General features: G+C 59.3%; 16 protein-coding genes and 1 tRNA gene. 6 read left to right on the top strand and 11 right to left on the bottom strand.

All coding sequences use genetic code 11. The features are described from left to right. Positions 1 to 200 precede the first annotated feature (200 nt). Positions 201 to 276: transfer RNA gene (locus tag ACR0NO_RS10085), tRNA-Val, on the bottom strand. Positions 277 to 490: 214 nt separating this feature from the next. Here ACR0NO_RS10085 and modA point away from each other — a divergent pair. Genes modA through modC form a run of 3 tightly spaced genes read left to right on the top strand, consistent with a single transcriptional unit; the run spans position 491 to position 3,065 of the window. Continuing rightward, positions 491 to 1,270, top strand: coding sequence for a molybdate ABC transporter substrate-binding protein (gene modA / locus ACR0NO_RS10080; RefSeq protein ID WP_480723852.1), 780 nt, complete (start codon positions 491 to 493; stop codon positions 1,268 to 1,270). Between the two features lie 5 nt (positions 1,271 to 1,275). Beyond that, complete coding sequence (modB, locus tag ACR0NO_RS10075) at positions 1,276 to 1,968, top strand: molybdate ABC transporter permease subunit (RefSeq protein ID WP_480723851.1); 693 nt, start codon at positions 1,276 to 1,278, stop codon at positions 1,966 to 1,968. Further along, on the top strand, positions 1,965 to 3,065 hold the full coding sequence (gene modC / locus ACR0NO_RS10070; RefSeq protein WP_480723850.1) for a molybdenum ABC transporter ATP-binding protein: 1,101 nt from the start codon (positions 1,965 to 1,967) through the stop codon (positions 3,063 to 3,065). The genes modB and modC overlap by 4 nt, the downstream gene beginning before the upstream one ends. Before the next feature lie 2 nt (positions 3,066 to 3,067). Here the strand turns inward: modC and ACR0NO_RS10065 are convergent, their stop codons facing one another. Further along, positions 3,068 to 3,961, bottom strand: coding sequence for a Hint domain-containing protein (locus tag ACR0NO_RS10065; protein ID WP_480723849.1), 894 nt, complete (start codon positions 3,959 to 3,961; stop codon positions 3,068 to 3,070). Between the two features lies 1 nt (position 3,962). After that, a complete protein-coding gene (locus ACR0NO_RS10060; protein WP_480723848.1) occupies positions 3,963 to 4,475 on the bottom strand; it encodes a toxin-activating lysine-acyltransferase in 513 nt (170 codons plus the stop codon). A 160-nt stretch (positions 4,476 to 4,635) separates the two neighbouring features. On the opposite strand from ACR0NO_RS10060, the gene ACR0NO_RS10055 reads away from it, so the two are divergent. Beyond that, positions 4,636 to 5,046, top strand: coding sequence for a hypothetical protein (locus ACR0NO_RS10055; protein WP_480723847.1), 411 nt, complete (start codon positions 4,636 to 4,638; stop codon positions 5,044 to 5,046). A 3-nt stretch (positions 5,047 to 5,049) separates the two neighbouring features. On the opposite strand, the gene hemF is transcribed toward ACR0NO_RS10055, so the two are convergent. The 4 genes from hemF to clpS are packed head-to-tail and all read right to left on the bottom strand — an operon-like array spanning position 5,050 to position 8,110. Next, positions 5,050 to 5,934 carry an oxygen-dependent coproporphyrinogen oxidase gene (hemF, locus tag ACR0NO_RS10050; protein WP_170642855.1) on the bottom strand — a complete coding sequence of 295 codons (885 nt, stop codon included), beginning with the start codon at positions 5,932 to 5,934 and terminating at the stop codon, positions 5,050 to 5,052. Positions 5,935 to 5,936: 2 nt separating this feature from the next. Beyond that, positions 5,937 to 6,737 carry an SDR family NAD(P)-dependent oxidoreductase gene (locus tag ACR0NO_RS10045; protein WP_170378722.1) on the bottom strand — a complete coding sequence of 267 codons (801 nt, stop codon included), beginning with the start codon at positions 6,735 to 6,737 and terminating at the stop codon, positions 5,937 to 5,939. Positions 6,738 to 6,772: 35 nt separating this feature from the next. Beyond that, positions 6,773 to 7,738: a class I SAM-dependent methyltransferase gene (locus ACR0NO_RS10040; protein ID WP_480723846.1), complete on the bottom strand. Its 966-nt coding sequence runs from the start codon at positions 7,736 to 7,738 to the stop codon at positions 6,773 to 6,775. Positions 7,739 to 7,765: 27 nt separating this feature from the next. Beyond that, on the bottom strand, positions 7,766 to 8,110 hold the full coding sequence (gene clpS / locus ACR0NO_RS10035; protein ID WP_480723845.1) for an ATP-dependent Clp protease adapter ClpS: 345 nt from the start codon (positions 8,108 to 8,110) through the stop codon (positions 7,766 to 7,768). A gap of 93 nt (positions 8,111 to 8,203) precedes the next feature. On the opposite strand from clpS, the gene ACR0NO_RS10030 reads away from it, so the two are divergent. Together ACR0NO_RS10030 and ACR0NO_RS10025 are read left to right on the top strand one after the other, a co-directional pair. Continuing rightward, entirely contained in the window at positions 8,204 to 8,905 is a 702-nt protein-coding gene (locus ACR0NO_RS10030) for an HAD family hydrolase (RefSeq protein ID WP_480723844.1), read from the top strand. A 280-nt stretch (positions 8,906 to 9,185) separates the two neighbouring features. Beyond that, positions 9,186 to 10,577: a D-alanyl-D-alanine carboxypeptidase family protein gene (locus ACR0NO_RS10025; RefSeq protein WP_419740290.1), complete on the top strand. Its 1,392-nt coding sequence runs from the start codon at positions 9,186 to 9,188 to the stop codon at positions 10,575 to 10,577. Between the two features lie 69 nt (positions 10,578 to 10,646). Here ACR0NO_RS10025 and ACR0NO_RS10020 read toward each other — a convergent pair whose 3' ends face one another. From ACR0NO_RS10020 to ACR0NO_RS10005, 4 genes are all read right to left on the bottom strand, one after another. After that, a complete protein-coding gene (locus ACR0NO_RS10020) occupies positions 10,647 to 11,894 on the bottom strand; it encodes a hypothetical protein (protein WP_480723843.1) in 1,248 nt (415 codons plus the stop codon). Positions 11,895 to 12,052: 158 nt separating this feature from the next. Beyond that, positions 12,053 to 12,814, bottom strand: coding sequence for a LamB/YcsF family protein (locus tag ACR0NO_RS10015; protein ID WP_480723842.1), 762 nt, complete (start codon positions 12,812 to 12,814; stop codon positions 12,053 to 12,055). 12 nt (positions 12,815 to 12,826) lie between these two features. Next, positions 12,827 to 13,825 (bottom strand): 5-oxoprolinase subunit C family protein, encoded by a 999-nt coding sequence (locus ACR0NO_RS10010; protein WP_480723841.1) that lies wholly within the window; start codon positions 13,823 to 13,825, stop codon positions 12,827 to 12,829. Then, complete coding sequence (locus tag ACR0NO_RS10005) at positions 13,825 to 14,571, bottom strand: 5-oxoprolinase subunit B family protein (RefSeq protein WP_480723840.1); 747 nt, start codon at positions 14,569 to 14,571, stop codon at positions 13,825 to 13,827. Before ACR0NO_RS10005 ends, ACR0NO_RS10010 begins: the two co-directional genes overlap by 1 nt. Between the last annotated feature and the right edge of the window lie 452 nt (positions 14,572 to 15,023).

Here is a 15,023-nt window from a genome sequence, read left to right as displayed (position 1 = left end):
GGTCGAGATCGAACGCCCTTCCGCAAAGTCGTCTGCCAATTGCTGATAGTTCGTTTACGAATATTGCCGTCGCCCAAAGCTCCTGTGTCGTAGACATCTTTTCCGTATAACAGAAGCGGAGGCCCAGCCGACATCGTTTCATGCGCAGTACAACAATAGGTGCTAGTCGCGTAAGAACTTGATACTTTGTGGGGAAAGGATGGTGGGTGATGAGAGACTCGAACTCCCGACATCTTCGGTGTAAACGAAGCGCTCTACCAACTGAGCTAATCACCCGTGACGGTGCATGTAGCCAAGCCTGAGGGTGGGTGCAAGAGGGTTTGCACGAATTTCTTACCTTTCTTCGGGTATCGCGTCAGCGATGGCTGCCTGTTCCGCCAAAGGCATCACTGCACACCCGATTCAAGGCAAAGTCGGAAAGGCGCTTGCGCGGGGCCTGTTGCCTCCGATATCTCCGATAGGGACCGAAACCCCTCAGGCCGGAGAGGACATGGCCCGACACTCCCCTTGCCGTTTTCTTGTGGCAGCGCTGGCGCTTGGCGCGTTTTTGCTGGCTCCGCTTCGGGCCGGGGCAGATGGGATTTTGGTGTTTGCGGCGGCCAGTCTGAAGACTGCTTTGGACGAGGTTTCGACCGCGTATCAGCGCGAAACCGGCAACGATGTCACGATTTCATATGCCGCGTCCTCGGTTCTTGCGCGTCAGTTGCAGCAAGGCGCTCCGGCTGATCTGTTCATTTCCGCGAATGAGGATTGGATGGATGTGTTGCAGAAGGATGACGTAGTCAAGCCCGAAACCCGAGTCGCCCTCTTGGGCAATGGGTTGGTTCTGATCGGAGCCGCACCCCAGACGCATATTGGCGAGGTCTCGGCGGCCTATGATCTGGCCGAACATCTTGAGGGCGGCTTTCTGGCCATGGCATTGGTCGATGCCGTTCCCGCGGGGATCTACGGCAAGGCCGCGTTGCAGAGCCTCGGCCTGTGGGACGCAGTGCAGCGTCAGGTCGCGCAAACCGACAATGTGCGCGCGGCACTGGCTTTGGTCGCGACCGGAGCGGCACCGATGGGCATTGTCTACCGGACGGACGCTCAGGCTGACGCGCGGGTTGGTATTGTCGGCAGCTTCCCAGAAGACAGTCACCCGCCTATCATTTACCCGGTTGCCGAGACGTCTTTTTCCAAACCGGAGGCGCAGAATTTTCTGACCTTTCTCCAGAGCGAATTCGCGTCAGATGTGTTCAAGGGGCAGGGGTTCTCTCTGCCTGAACGGTGAGCCTTATGGATTGGTTGGGCCCTGCCGAGATTGAGGCGTTGAAATTGTCCCTGCGGGTGTCGTTCTGGGCAACGCTGGCGACTTTGCCCTTTGGGATATTCGTGGCTTATGCTTTGGCGCGCTGGCGCTTTCCGGGACGGCAGGTGTTGAATGGTCTCGTGCATTTGCCCCTGATATTACCGCCCGTGGTAACCGGTTACCTGCTGCTGCTGACCTTTGGCGTTCAGGGTCCGGTCGGACGCTTTTTGGCCGAGTTCGGGATCGTTGTTGCTTTCCGGTGGACGGGCGCTGCGATGGCGGCAGGGATCATGGCGTTCCCTTTGATGGTACGGGCCATCCGTCTGTCGATCGAGGCCGTTGACCCTCGACTTGAACAAGCGGGAGCTACGCTGGGCGCCTCACGCCCTTGGGTGTTTGCGACGGTGACATTGCCGATGATCCTGCCGGGGGTCATCGCGGGGGCAATTCTGGCCTTTGCCAAGGCGATGGGCGAATTTGGGGCTACGATTACCTTTGTGTCGAACATTCCAGGCCAGACCCAAACGCTGCCATCCGCCGTCTACGCCTTCCTGCAGGTGCCGGGGGGTGAGGCAGCGGCGACCCGGTTGGTCGTCATCTCGATCATCATCGCGATGGGGGCCTTGCTACTGTCAGAATATGTCGGGCGCCGTGCGGCGGCGCGGGTGGCCGGGTCATGAGCCTGTCTGTTCGTCTGCGCTACAGCCTTGCGGGGCTGGATCTGGACCTCAGCTTTGAGGCTCCGCCGGGCGTGACGGTTCTGTTCGGGCGTTCGGGGTCGGGCAAGACTACGGTGGTGAATGCCGTGGCGGGTCTGTTGCGACCCGAGGCCGGGCGCGTCGCCGTGGATGATTGGGTCCTGTTCGACACGGACACCAAACTTTGGCTGCCGCCGCACAAACGCAGGCTCGGCTATATCTTTCAGGAAGGACGTCTGTTCCCTCATCTGACCGTGCGACAGAACCTGTCTTTCGGGCGCTGGTTTGCACCGCGGGCTGCAAAGCGTGAGGACCCGGACAAAGTGATTGAGATGCTGGGCATTGGTCACTTGCTCGACCGCCGTCCGGCTGGCTTGTCCGGGGGGGAGAAGCAGCGGGTCGCGATCGGACGCGCCTTGCTGGCCAGCCCTCGCTTAATTCTGGCCGACGAACCTCTTGCTGCGTTGGACGAAGGCCGGAAGGCCGAGATCCTGCCTTACTTTGAGCGTCTTCGGGATGAGGTCTCAGTTCCAATTCTCTATGTCACCCATTCCGCGGCCGAGGTTGCGAGGTTGGCGACCTCGGTTGTTGCGCTGCAGGATGGCAAGGTTGCGCGCCATGGTCTGGCCTCTGAGGTTCTGGCCGATCCGTCCGTTACACCTGCGGGTGTGCGCGCGGTTGGCGCGGTGCTGCAGGTGCGTGTTCGGGCGCATCATGAGGACGGTTTGACCGAGTTGGACGCGGGTGGAGAGTCTCTGTTTCTGCCGCGTATCCCGCATCAGATCGGCGCAGAGCTTCGCATTCGTATCCCCGCGCAAGAGGTGATCCTGTCCAACCAACCTCCTGCTGGGCTGTCGGCCCTGAACGTTCTGGCGGGCACGGTCGAGACGATCCGCGCCGGGGACGGGCCGGGTGCGATCATCTCGATGGATACGTCGGCAGGTATCGTGCTGGCACGGATCACCCGACGCTCAGTCGCGGGGCTTGGCCTGCAACCAGGCGCGCGGTGCTATGCTGTGATCAAAACGGTTGCGCTGGCGCCGCAGGATGTGGGCGGACGGATCGGCCCGACAGCTTAGGGTCAGGCCAAGGCGCGGGCCTCATGCTCGCGCAGGATCATGCGAGCAGCGCGTCCGAAGCCAGTGGATTTATCCGGGGTATGGTCTGGGAAGATTGAGGCCAACTCCTGCAGCCCGTCCGAGGACAGGGAATGCAGCGCCTCGTCGCCCAGAAACAGGCTTTCCGCCAATGCGCCTTCGGCGGTCAGAATCTCATGCTGATCCAACAGGATATGTAGGTATTCGACCGGCTGGTCTGAGGTGTCGACGAAGATACCCGGCCACGAACACAGGTGTTTTGCGGCGACCAGAACCTCGGCGGCGCCAAACAGCAGCTCGACTTTCGGTCCTTGAATCAGGACGCGATGTTGCTGCGACACCAGAAGATCGCGCGAGGGTAAGTCGGGCCCAAGGCTGCCGCGCAGGATACGCACGGGCCGCAGATCAGGGTCATGACGCAATCGCTCGGGCGGGATCGGGCTGGCCTCAATCCACCGAATAGGCTGCAGCCCGTGATCTTTGGTCTGGACAAGATCGCCGACGGTCAGGGCCTCGACGACCTCTGGTCCGGTTTCGGTTTCGATCAGCGTTCCGGCGGTGAAGCAGACGCCCTGAATGGAAATGGTGATGGTCGCCTGACCAAAGAAGAACCCGTCAGACCCCTGAATGACGAACGTGTCGGTCGCGATCTGGTTGAAGTCGAGGCTGTCAAAAAAGGTGGGATCGACCGTGTAGGTCCATTCGCCGGTATCCGCGTCTATCGTAGCCGTCCCATTCGCCGGAGGGGTCGCGATTGCCCAATTGTCGACTTCAAACGTTCCCGGAGTGTCGCCAAGAATGACCTGACCAGTGGCGACGTTCGGCGGTGAGCCCGTGACATCCCCTGTCAAATCACCCGTAACCGGAACCGAGACCATGCTAGCCCTCGCCTTGTTCCAGCAGACGTTTGAAATCCTTCTTACGATAGAGCTTCATGTGGACCTCGCCCGCGGCATCCCGGCTCCATTCTACGATCCGGTTCTGACCCATGTCACCAACCAGACGATTCGTTCGGACGCGGGGGTGTGGTATTTCTGCCTTGAGAATGTCGACAATTTCATTGGTCTGCCCGAACGGCGCGACCAGATCGACGATCCAGAACGAGGACCCGCTGGTGAAATCCGCATCCTTCAGGGGCTTTTCCTGAATGGCATATCTGTTTTCAGCCTCACGGCTGAGGCCGGCAAAGGTTACGAACCCTCGGGGAAAGCCGTTCTGGCGGAAGATGTGATACTGCCCCAGCCGCAACGGCGTTTCAAAGGCATAGAGAACCTGCGCCAAACTGCGTCTCTGATGCGTTGGGGTCAGGCCCGCCAAGTAGAACATTGCCCCGAAATCAGCGTATTTCTCGGGCGAGAGGTCAAACCAGTCCTTTGGAAATGTTTGGCTCACGGGGACACCAGACTTGCAATAAATATCATGATGATATGCGCCGCCATGTTAGATGCATATAAGTATTTTGATGTGTTTGCGGTCTGTTGCCGAGCCCCCTCTCGACCCAACCTCCAATTGTGTTACTCTCATGGAACAGAGTTTATTTCAGGATGTTCAGATGATGCGTGTTGCCAAACTCATTGCAGCCTCGGCGTTAATTTTAGCACCCCAGCTTGCGCAGGCTGTCGGTTTTGGTGTCAGGGTAGGGCCACAAAACCGGACCCAGATCACCCCGCTGGAGGGCGGCATCTATGAGGTCAAGGCTATCGGATCATCGGCGCCAGTGAACTACTGGTGCGGGATCGGCGATTTCGCGATACGTACGCTGGGCGTACCCGGCCCAACGCGCATTTATATCTACCGTGCCTATGAGCCGGGCGTGCGCACGGTGCAATTCTCGCTGACGCCACCTCCTGGCGCGGATACCGATCCGGGCCATTCTATCACGGTCAGAAAGGTCGGAGAGAATATGTCGGCGACCTCGGCACAGGCCTATTGCTTTGACAACTTCATGGATTTTGGGTTCTGAGCCTCAGACCCATTTCGCCATGGGCGGCAAGCTCATCAGCACCGCATCCGGATCGTGGCCTGTCTCAAGCCCGAACTTGGTGCCGCGGTCATAGACCAGATTGTATTCGGCATAGAGGCCCCGATGCACCAGCTGGGTGTCTTTGTCCGCATCTGAAAAGCTCTGGACCCGGCGTTTTTCGACCAGCGGCAGGAAAGCGGGCAGGAAGGCTTTGCCGATATCCTGCGTCAGGGCGAAATCCGCCTGCCAGTCATCGGTGCAGTAGTCATCCATGAAGATACCACCAACGCCGCGCGCGCGTTTGCGGTGGGGGATGTAGAAATACTCATCCGCCCAGTCCTTAAGGCGCGGATAGTGGCTTGGTCCGTGCGGGTCCAGATGCGCCTTCTGGGTCGCGTGGAAGTGGGCGGTATCGTCGTCATATTCGATGCAAGGGTTCAGGTCTGACCCGCCGCCGAACCACCAGGCATGTGGTGTCCAGAACATGCGCGTGTTCATGTGAACGGCGGGGGCATGTGGGTTTTGCATGTGGGCGACCAGAGAAATGCCGGAGGCCCAGAACCGAGGGTCCTCGGTCATGCCGGGGATGCCCTTTCGTGCCGCCATGGCCTGTTGTGCGCGTTCGCCCAACGTGCCGTAGACGGTCGAGACATTGACGCCGACCTTTTCGAACACGCGCCCGCCCCGCATCACAGACATCAGCCCGCCGCCCGCGTCCGAGCCGTCCTCGGACTGGCGTTTGGTTTCTTTTACTTCGAAACGACCGGGAGTTGCGTCAGCAAACGGACCGGTGTCGTGGCTGTCCTCCAGCGCTTCAAAAGCAGCAACGATATCGTCGCGCAATTGGCGGAACCAGGCTGAGGCGGTGGTCTTTTCGGTATCAAACATGGTCAATGCGCCGGGGCTGCAACGGGGTCCAGCAAGGTGCGGCCGCCGTCAATTGTCAGGATCTGGCCAGTGATGAAACCTGCTGCGTCCGAGGCCAGAAACTGCGCTGTTTCTGTCAGTTCGGTTGGGGCGGCGATCCGGGCCAGAGGGGTGTGTTTCTCAATGTCGTCGCGGAAATCGCGGTTTTCTTTCAGCGTTGATTGCAGCGATGCGCTCATCACCGACCCCAGTGCGATCGAGTTCACGCGGATACGGTTGGGGGCCAGTGCAACCGCCAGCGAGCGGGTCATTTGATCCAATGCTGCGGTCGAGACGGAATAAGCCATCAGGTCCGGATGGGTGCGCCGCGCTGCAATCGAGGACAGGTTGATGATGGACCCCGCCGGGTTTTCCTCATCCTCGCCGGATTGTTTGATCATTCTCTTGGCCACCAATTGGCTGAGGCGCAGGGCGGGCATCAGGTTCTGGTTCAGCAAGGTACGGACGGAGTCGTCATCAGGGTCCAGCGGATCGGACGGGATCACCTGACGCGCGCCGTTGATCAGAATGTCGACCTGATCGAACGCATCCAGCGTGGCCGAAAGCAGGTTGGCGATGGTCAGCTTTTCGCGCAAATCACCGGCGAAATAGCGGATGTTGCCATCGTCGGCCTGCTCGCCCAATTCCTCGGCCAGCCGTTTTTCATCCATATCTGCAAAGACGACATTGGCCCCGGCATCTGCAAAATGCCTCCCGATGGCCAACCCAATCCCGTTGGCCCCGCCGGTTACAATCGCTGTCTTGCCAGCTATGGAAAAGGACATCCGAATCCTCCTGATTTGGGGCAGGTTAGCCGGGCTTAGGCCCGGGGGCGAGAGGCTTGAAACACCTTGAACCGATTGTCGCCTGCCACTTCCTGAACTTGGGCGAAGGATTCGGCCAGTGTTGCCTCATAGGGCAGGTGGCGGTTAGCAACCATCCACAGGGTGCCGTTGCGGGTCAGGTTCTTCGCGGCGGACTTGATGAAGCCCTGCCCCAACGCCGGATCGGCACTGCGTGAGGTGTGAAAGGGCGGGTTCATGATGACGGTGTCGATAGGCTCGGGCGCGGTCCAGGTCACCGCATCCGCCCAGTGAAACTGAGCACGCATATCGGGGACGTTTGCTTGCGCGCATGTCAGCGCGGCGTGATCCGCCTCAACCAGATGAAGGGCTTTGAGGCGGTCGTTATTTAATAGACCCGCCGACAGATACCCCCAACCTGCGCCCAGATCAGCCACGCGGGGGCCAATCTTGTCCGGCAAGGACTGCGCCAGAAGAGCCGATGCCGGGTCGATCCCGTCAGCGGAAAACACACCCGGAGCCGTCATGTAGCCATCGACGCTTTGCTTCTCGGGTGCTGCCCAATCGGCGAAGGCCTCGGCGTCGGCCTGAAACCAGAAGATCTTGCCATGGGCCTTGGAAATAGGGCCTTCGACGGCAACACGCTTGCGGACGTCTTTCAGAATGCTGTCGACACCGTTGGTTTTTGTCCCATCAACGACGACAGTCCCGCTGGCATAACTGCATGCCTGCTGGACAAGCGACCGGGCCAGCGCCTTGGCGCGCGGCAAGAACACAAGCGCGTCGCTGCAAGCGGCGTCAAGCACCGGTTTGGTGGCAAAGCCCTGACTAGCGAAATGATCGTGGAAAGGTTTGAACGGCTGAATCACCTGCGCCTCGCGCGGCAGGGCTGACAGGTCCTCTTCGGCGGTCGGGCCGATCACGACTAGCGGTTGCGACAGGGCCAAACCGCTGTTCAGGGCAAGATCAAGACGAGGGGACATGAAAAATTCCGGGCGACCCGGCCTGCGTTATTCTTCGCGTTCCATCGTGCATTGCAGCGGATGCTGATGCCGACGCGCGAAATCCATCACCTGACCCACCTTGGTCTCGGCAATCTCATGGCTGAACACACCCACCACTGCGACGCCCTTTTTATGCACGGTCAGCATGATCTCGAACGCCTGCGCGTGGGTCATGCCGAAGAAGCGCTCCAATACATGAACCACAAACTCCATCGGGGTGTAGTCATCGTTCAGCAACAGCACTTTATACAGCGGAGGGCGCTTGGTTTTGGGTCGCGTCTGCAGCAGGACGGACGAGTCGCCGTCGTCGTCATCCGATTTGTCAGACATCATCCAGGGGTTTTCCAGCATCGCGCGCAACTGTCCGATTCAGGCATTGGGTTTATCTGAGGGCTTATATAACGTTGACGCCGTCAGAATAAAGAGGCAGCGGACCCTTTCGGAATGGACAATAAACTGACCACGATCGCCTTCGATGCGGATGACACGCTGTGGCATAACGAGCGGTTTTTCCAGCTCACACAGGCCCATTTCGCCCAATTGCTGGCAGACCACGCCGAACGGGACCACCTGATGGAGCGTCTGCTGGCCGCCGAAAAGCGGAATATCCAGCACTACGGCTATGGAATCAAAGGCTTTGTCCTGTCGATGATCGAAACGGCGATCGAGGTGACCGAAGACCGGGTTCCAGCCTCGGTCATCCGCCAGTTGATCGACGCGGGGCAAGAGATGCTGGCCCATCCCATCGAACTTCTGCCCCATGCGCGTGAGGCGGTCGAGGGCGTGGCCGAGACCCACCGCGTCATTCTGATCACCAAGGGTGACCTGATTGATCAGGAGCGTAAGCTGGCCCAATCGGGGTTGGGGGATTTGTTCGACGGGGTCGAGATCGTCTCAGAAAAGACGGCCGAGACCTATCGGACGATCTTTGAACAGCATGGCGATGGCCCCTCGACCGCGATGATGGTGGGCAACTCAATGCGGTCGGATGTGGTTGCGCCGATTGCCGCCGGGTGCTGGGGCGTTCATGTCCCGCATGGGTTGGTGTGGGAGGTCGAGCATGCCGAAACACCCTCTCACCATCCCCGATTCCGAGAGCTGTCGGATCTAGGCGGACTTTCGGATCTGGTGCGCGCCCTAGGCTGATGTTGCCGTTCGGCCGCAGTTCCGGAAAAAACCGCGCAACCTTTGCCTTGTTCCCGTCATCATCGCTCATCTGGTGGGTCGGTATAGGGGCTGCGCCTATATATAGAAGGTGTTCGTGCACCTCACGACGCCGGGAAAATCCCAGCTTTTGGTTTATTTTGCCGGGGTCCTGTGTTAGCCTTGGTGATAATCAATAAATTTCATCCGACCGGGAAAACCCGGCGGAACGAGGCAGACAGAGGCAAAGATCGTGCAGAGTCGGTGGACAGTCCCGGCCCGGATGGGCGTATTCCTCACAGCGTTTTTGTTGGTGCTTTCTTTCGCGCCGCTCAAAGCTTTGGCCGCACCTTACGCGGCAATGGTGATTGACGCGCGAACGGGGGAGGTCTTGCACTCGCGCAACGCTGATACCCGCCTGCACCCGGCCTCACTGACCAAGATGATGACCCTCTATATCGCGTTCGAGGCAGTTCGGAACGGAGAGATCACGCTGGATACTCAGGTTCGCATCACGCGGGCGGCAGCGGCCGAGCCTCCGTCGAAGCTGGGCCTGCGTTCGGGCCAGACGATTGCGTTCCGTTATTTGATCCGCGCGGCGGCGGTGAAATCGGCCAATGATGCCGCAACCGCTATCGGGATTGCGATCAGCGGGTCCGAGGCGGCCTTTGCCCGCCGCATGACGCGCACCGCCAAGGCAATGGGGATGAGCCGCACAACCTTCAAAAACGCTCATGGCCTGACGGAATCGGGGCATATGTCTACTGCGCGCGACATGACCACGCTGGGGCGGCATCTGCTCTATGATTACCCGCAATATTACAATCTGTTCTCGCGCCAATCGACCAATGCCGGGATCAAGACGGTTCCCAACACGAACCGCCGCCTTTTGGCTGCGTATAAAGGCGCGGACGGGATCAAGACGGGCTATACCCGCGCCGCTGGTTTCAACCTTGTAGCCTCGGCCAAGCGCAAGGACGAGCGTATCATCGCAACGGTCTTTGGCGGCAAATCAGGTGCCTCACGTAATGCCAAAGTGGCTGAGCTGCTGGATCTCGGGTTCCGCCGCGCCCCGTCGCGCGCGCCGATCCGTCGCCCTGCGCGTCCCGCTTACGCGGGCAATGCCGGTTTGGGTGGCACGAAAGTTGCTCGTTTGACCGGCGCACCGAAGATCAGCCTGCGCCCGGCGATGCGTCCGACAGCGTCGACACAGGTGGCCAGTGCTGTTGTTGATGCTGCCGATGAAAACCGCGACCGTATCAAGGACGGGATCGCTGCAGCTATTGCACAGGCGGATATCGCGCCGACCGCACCACCGGTCGAAAGCTCGGATACACGTCCCGCCTTGCGGCCCGACAATCTGGTTCTGGCTTCGACCCAACCGACCGAGCAGCCGGAGCCGGAACAAGAGGTCGTCACGCGGCTGTCCACCTCGGGCGGGCATCTGTGGGGCGTGAATGTTGGCCGCTACACCACGCGCTATGAGGCCGAGAAGGTGCTGCTGAAGACCGCTCTGTCCGAGATGACAGCGCTGGACGGTACGCTGCGCAAGGTCAATCAAAGTTCCAAAGGGTTTGAGGCCACGTTCCAGGGCATGACCCGCGAACAGGCCGATCTGGCCTGCCGCCGTCTTCAGGCGCGCAATGTTACCTGTTTCATGATCGGGCCGTCATAAGACCCGACATATACTCTCCTGATGGGTCTGGGCTGCGAAACCTCGCAGCCCTTTTTTCATGAAACCTGTTCAGTCGAACACATGACCGTGCTCGTATTGTTCATCCTGCCCGGCGGCGGCGGTCAGCGCCGCGACATTGTCCTTGGTGAAGAACCCGTCGTACTGGTGGCACCGTTCGATGTACTCGGTGATCAGCAGCGTGTTCTTTGAGTGCTTTGAAAAGATCTGTTTCAAGTTGGGATCGTCTTTGCATTCCCCCACCACATGGGCCAGGAACGGCACGCCTTTGTCTTTGAGCGTATTGACGACGAAATCTACATTCTTTTCGCCCGCGCCATGGTCGCCATCCTGAATCTCAACCGCCATGTGATGCAGGCGGCGGCCGAAATTGCGCACGAAGTCTTCGGTCGGCATGGGCAGTTTGGCAAATGAGTTCACAAAGGACGGTGTGTTGTTTGCCGTAAACACCTTGGCCGGGGATTTCTTGTCGTCATCCACATTGGCGTTGCGATTCACATTGGTCGACGAGTTCATGTCGAAGATGTTGTACGCCCCCCAGAAATAATAGGGCACCATCGTCAGAAACTCGAGGATCGCATCTTCCCGCTCGCCCGCCAATACCCGAGTGGCGAGGTGGTCGATCCCCAGCATCAGAGGCGCAATTTTCGAATCCGTGCCGAAACTTGCAGCCTCTTCCAATCGAGCTTTCTCGCTATCGCTCAGCAGAACACGGTCACCAAGGCCCAGACTGTCGGGGTCGTTGAAATCCAGGGTGGAATAGCCAACGCGGTTGCAGGTGAAATCCGAGGGCGTGGTAAAGCGAAACCCATCCAGCGTGTAGAACGGGTTTTCCGTATCTCCTGCATATTCAAACCGGATGTTCTGCTCTTCGAGAGTTTTGCTAAGCTCTTTCAGATCGCAGGCGGCAAAGATCTCCCCCACGTACCGCGTTTGCGGGGTTGGGCGGGCCAGCGGGTACATCCGGTTGATGCGCGGGATGAAGTCCTCAAAACTGTCGCTCAGCGGGGCCATCAGGATCAGCGCCGGATAGTCGGGATGCGAATGCAGGACCGCGAACTTGTGTGTCTGTCCCAGATAGCTGGCCGAGTGGCGGTAGGGCGTCATCACATAAAGCTCGACCATCGTATCGAACAGCGCCGTGGATTCGACCTGGATGACGATCGCACGCATCGGCCCGACCTGATCCGCGACGCCCGAGCTGGTCCTGCGCTCGTAGATCATCGGAAGATATTCGTGAAAGAAGTCCGAGTTCTTCTTGTCACCTCGGGGTGTGTAAGACATCAGATCGAAAGACATGTGCGCCTCCTTGCCGGGCATCTGGCGGCGAGCGCGGGGCCAGCCAATAGCGTTGCTAGAAATACGGTATTCAGAACATGCACTTGCGGGCATGCTATGCGCTCAATCGAATTCAGGCAACAGCCATAGGATAGGGACTCAGGATTACGGGCTGATGTCTATCGGGTGAACTTTGTAACCTCGACCCCGCCTGCGATCAGGTTGTCCCGGACCGCCCGGGCGATCTGCACGGCAGTCGGGCCGTCTCCATGCAGGCAGATCGTGTCGATGGACGTCTCCAGCCGTTTGCCGGATTCGGTGATGATGGCCCCTTCGCGCACCATGTTCAGGATGCGCGGGCCAGCAACCTCAGGGTCGTGGATCACCGCGCCGGGCAGGCTGCGATCCACCAAAGTGCCATCGTCATTGTAGGCCCGGTCGGCGAAGATCTCGCCCACCCATTTGCAGCCAAGCTCTCGCACGGCCTCTTCCTGTTTCGTGACCGCCAGCACCATGATGATGATGTCCGGATCGACATCCAGCGCCCCCTGATAGCAGGCGCGCGCCATGTCGAGGTCGACCGAACACATATTGGCCAAAGCGCCGTGCAGTTTCAGATGTCGCACTTTAGTGCCAGTCGCTGAGGCCATACCCAATGCCGCGCCCAGCTGATAGCGCACCAGATTGCGCAGGCTGTCATGGGGCACTTTCATATTGCGCCGGCCAAACCCCTGAAGGTCAGGAAAGCCGGGATGCGCCCCGATGCCTACATTATTCTCGGCCGCCAATGTCATGGTTTTGGCCATCACATCCCAGTCGCCAGCATGAAACCCGCAGGCGATGTTGGCGGATGTTATGATCTTCAGCAGGCTTTCGTCATCGCCCATCTTCCAGGGGCCAAAGCTCTCGCCCATATCGGCGTTCAGATCCACGCGCGGCATCAGATAGTCTCCTTAGTCGGTGGCAGAGATCACTCCGCCGATCAATTGGTAGGACAACAGGTCCGGGATGTCATGAGGGTCGCGGACCAGAGGCTCCACGCGGCCAGGAAGGCGCGCAAGATCCGCGCGAAACGCAGCATCAATCTCTACAGCCTGTTCCAGAGTCACGAATTCAAACCGAACCGTCCCGCCCGCCGGGGTCTGCGCCGCCTTTGGCATGTCGCAGGGCAAGACGGTTGCAATCCGGGGGTAGCCTCCGGTCGTCTGGCATTCGGGCAGCAAAATGAAAGGGTTGCCGGTGCCGGTCATCTGAATGTCGCCGGGCGTGATCACCTCGGACAGGATATTGAGCTGATCTTTGGCCGCAAAGCCCGGTCCGTCACTTTCCAGCTGCATCCCCATACGGTTGGCCCGCGTGCCACGTGTGAACGCTGTCTGCGCAAAGCGATCCAGCGTTTCATCATCGAACAACGCGGTTTGAAAGCTGGCGACGACGCGAATAGTGCCGCCGTTGAACCGGTCCGAAGGGGACAGCTTCATTCTGCCATCGCCAGCAGTCTTCCCTGCGGGCAACACATCGCCCACCGCAACGGCGCGGCCGATCTTGGCCGTCAGATGTGTCGCGCGCGAGCCGACGAACAGCTCGGTCTCAATGCCACCCTCCAAATGCAGGTAGCCGTAGTTGCCCTGCACGGTTGCACCGATCGTCAGCGTTTGCCCTAGCTCAAGAACGTGGGACGCATTCCAGACGATCGGGGAGCCGTCGATGCTCGCCTGCATCGTCGCACCGGTCAGAGCAATCCTTGTGCGTTGCGTCGCTTCGAACGTGCCACCCATGCCTGCCATTTCCAGCGCGGCTAGATCGGGACGTTGTCCCAGCAAGGCTGCGCCCTCATGCAGCGCCAGAATATCTGCCGCTCCGGAACGAGAGAGACCCTGATCCAAATAGCCGACACGCCCCTGATCCTGAACCGTACAAGCCGGACCAATGCGGTGAACCAACAGGGTCATCAGGCGATCTCCTGGCAGGTTGCGCCACCAAGGCCGTCGTCATTATTGGCGCGGATTGCCTCAAGCTCATCACGCGAGACAGAAGTGAACTGAAGCTCATCACCGGGGCGAAGGGTAAATGTTTGGTCCTTATCGGGCTGAAAGCACTGGAACGCCGTTTGGCCAACATGCCTCCATCCGGTCGGGGTCGGCCCGGAAAACAGCACAAACTGCGAGATCGCTAGAACGAGAGCGCCCTCGGGTACTATGGGCGTCAGCTCCTGCAGGCGCGGTATGTTGAATTCGGGTCCCAGCGGCCCGAGATAGGGTTGCCCCGGCGCAAAACCGATGGTCAGCACGCGCACTTGTGTCTGACTAAGTCGCTGGATGGCTTCGGCCGGGTCCAGCCCAGCAACACGCGCGGCATCCTCCAACTGTGGGGCAAGGTCTGTGCCATACAAGGTTGGCACCCGCCACAGTCTTCGACCGTGTGGCAGAGGGGCAGAATACCAGTTTTGTTGGTTCAGGATCTGCTGCAGTTGGCTTGTGATCTCGAGATGTGAAACCACCTGAGGGTCAAAGCGCAGATATGCAGACCCCAGAGAGGCCGATGTCTCTATAAGCCCATGCAGCGCTAAGCTGTCCACCTGCGCCCGAAACGCCAAGGCCGCGCGGTTTGCGGCCTCATCCATCTTGTCTGCAAATGTCACCAAAGCCCCGTCGAGCCCGACGGTGCGTACCAGTGGGTAGGAAAGACCTTTAGTCATACTTGGGCCGAGATAGGATTGTGTCTTGTCATTCGGGAACCAGACCGCATCCCAATGAAATGCGCAAGTACAGGTAAAGAGCGATCCACACCGACGCGCAAAACGGAGTTTTTGAAGCCTGTCACCGGATTCGACTCGCGGGCGCGAGTCGGGCTTTATTGTATCCAAGAGTTAACATGGCCCAAGATGTTGTGGTTTGCCATTGTGGAGTTCCGGTCGGGCTTTGTAATTCCTTTGTTGGCGTGCTTGTATCTGGCTGATTTGGCGCCAGACGACGATAATTAACCTATTGATCTTAAGTCAATAAATAAGAAATCGCAAAAAAATACGCCGATATGTAATTTTCCGCTTGCGGCTTTGTGGGGTAAACCTTAGAACCCCCTTCACCGGCGCTGCTGAGGCGCTGGGGCGCTGCTGAGGCGGCGGGGACGCTCAGGATAGACTGGGGGCAT

It is taken from the genome of Ruegeria sp. CL3 (genome assembly GCF_056536505.1).
The sequence above is the reverse complement of the archived record's forward strand: the minus strand, read 5'-3'. Positions and strand labels throughout refer to the sequence as shown.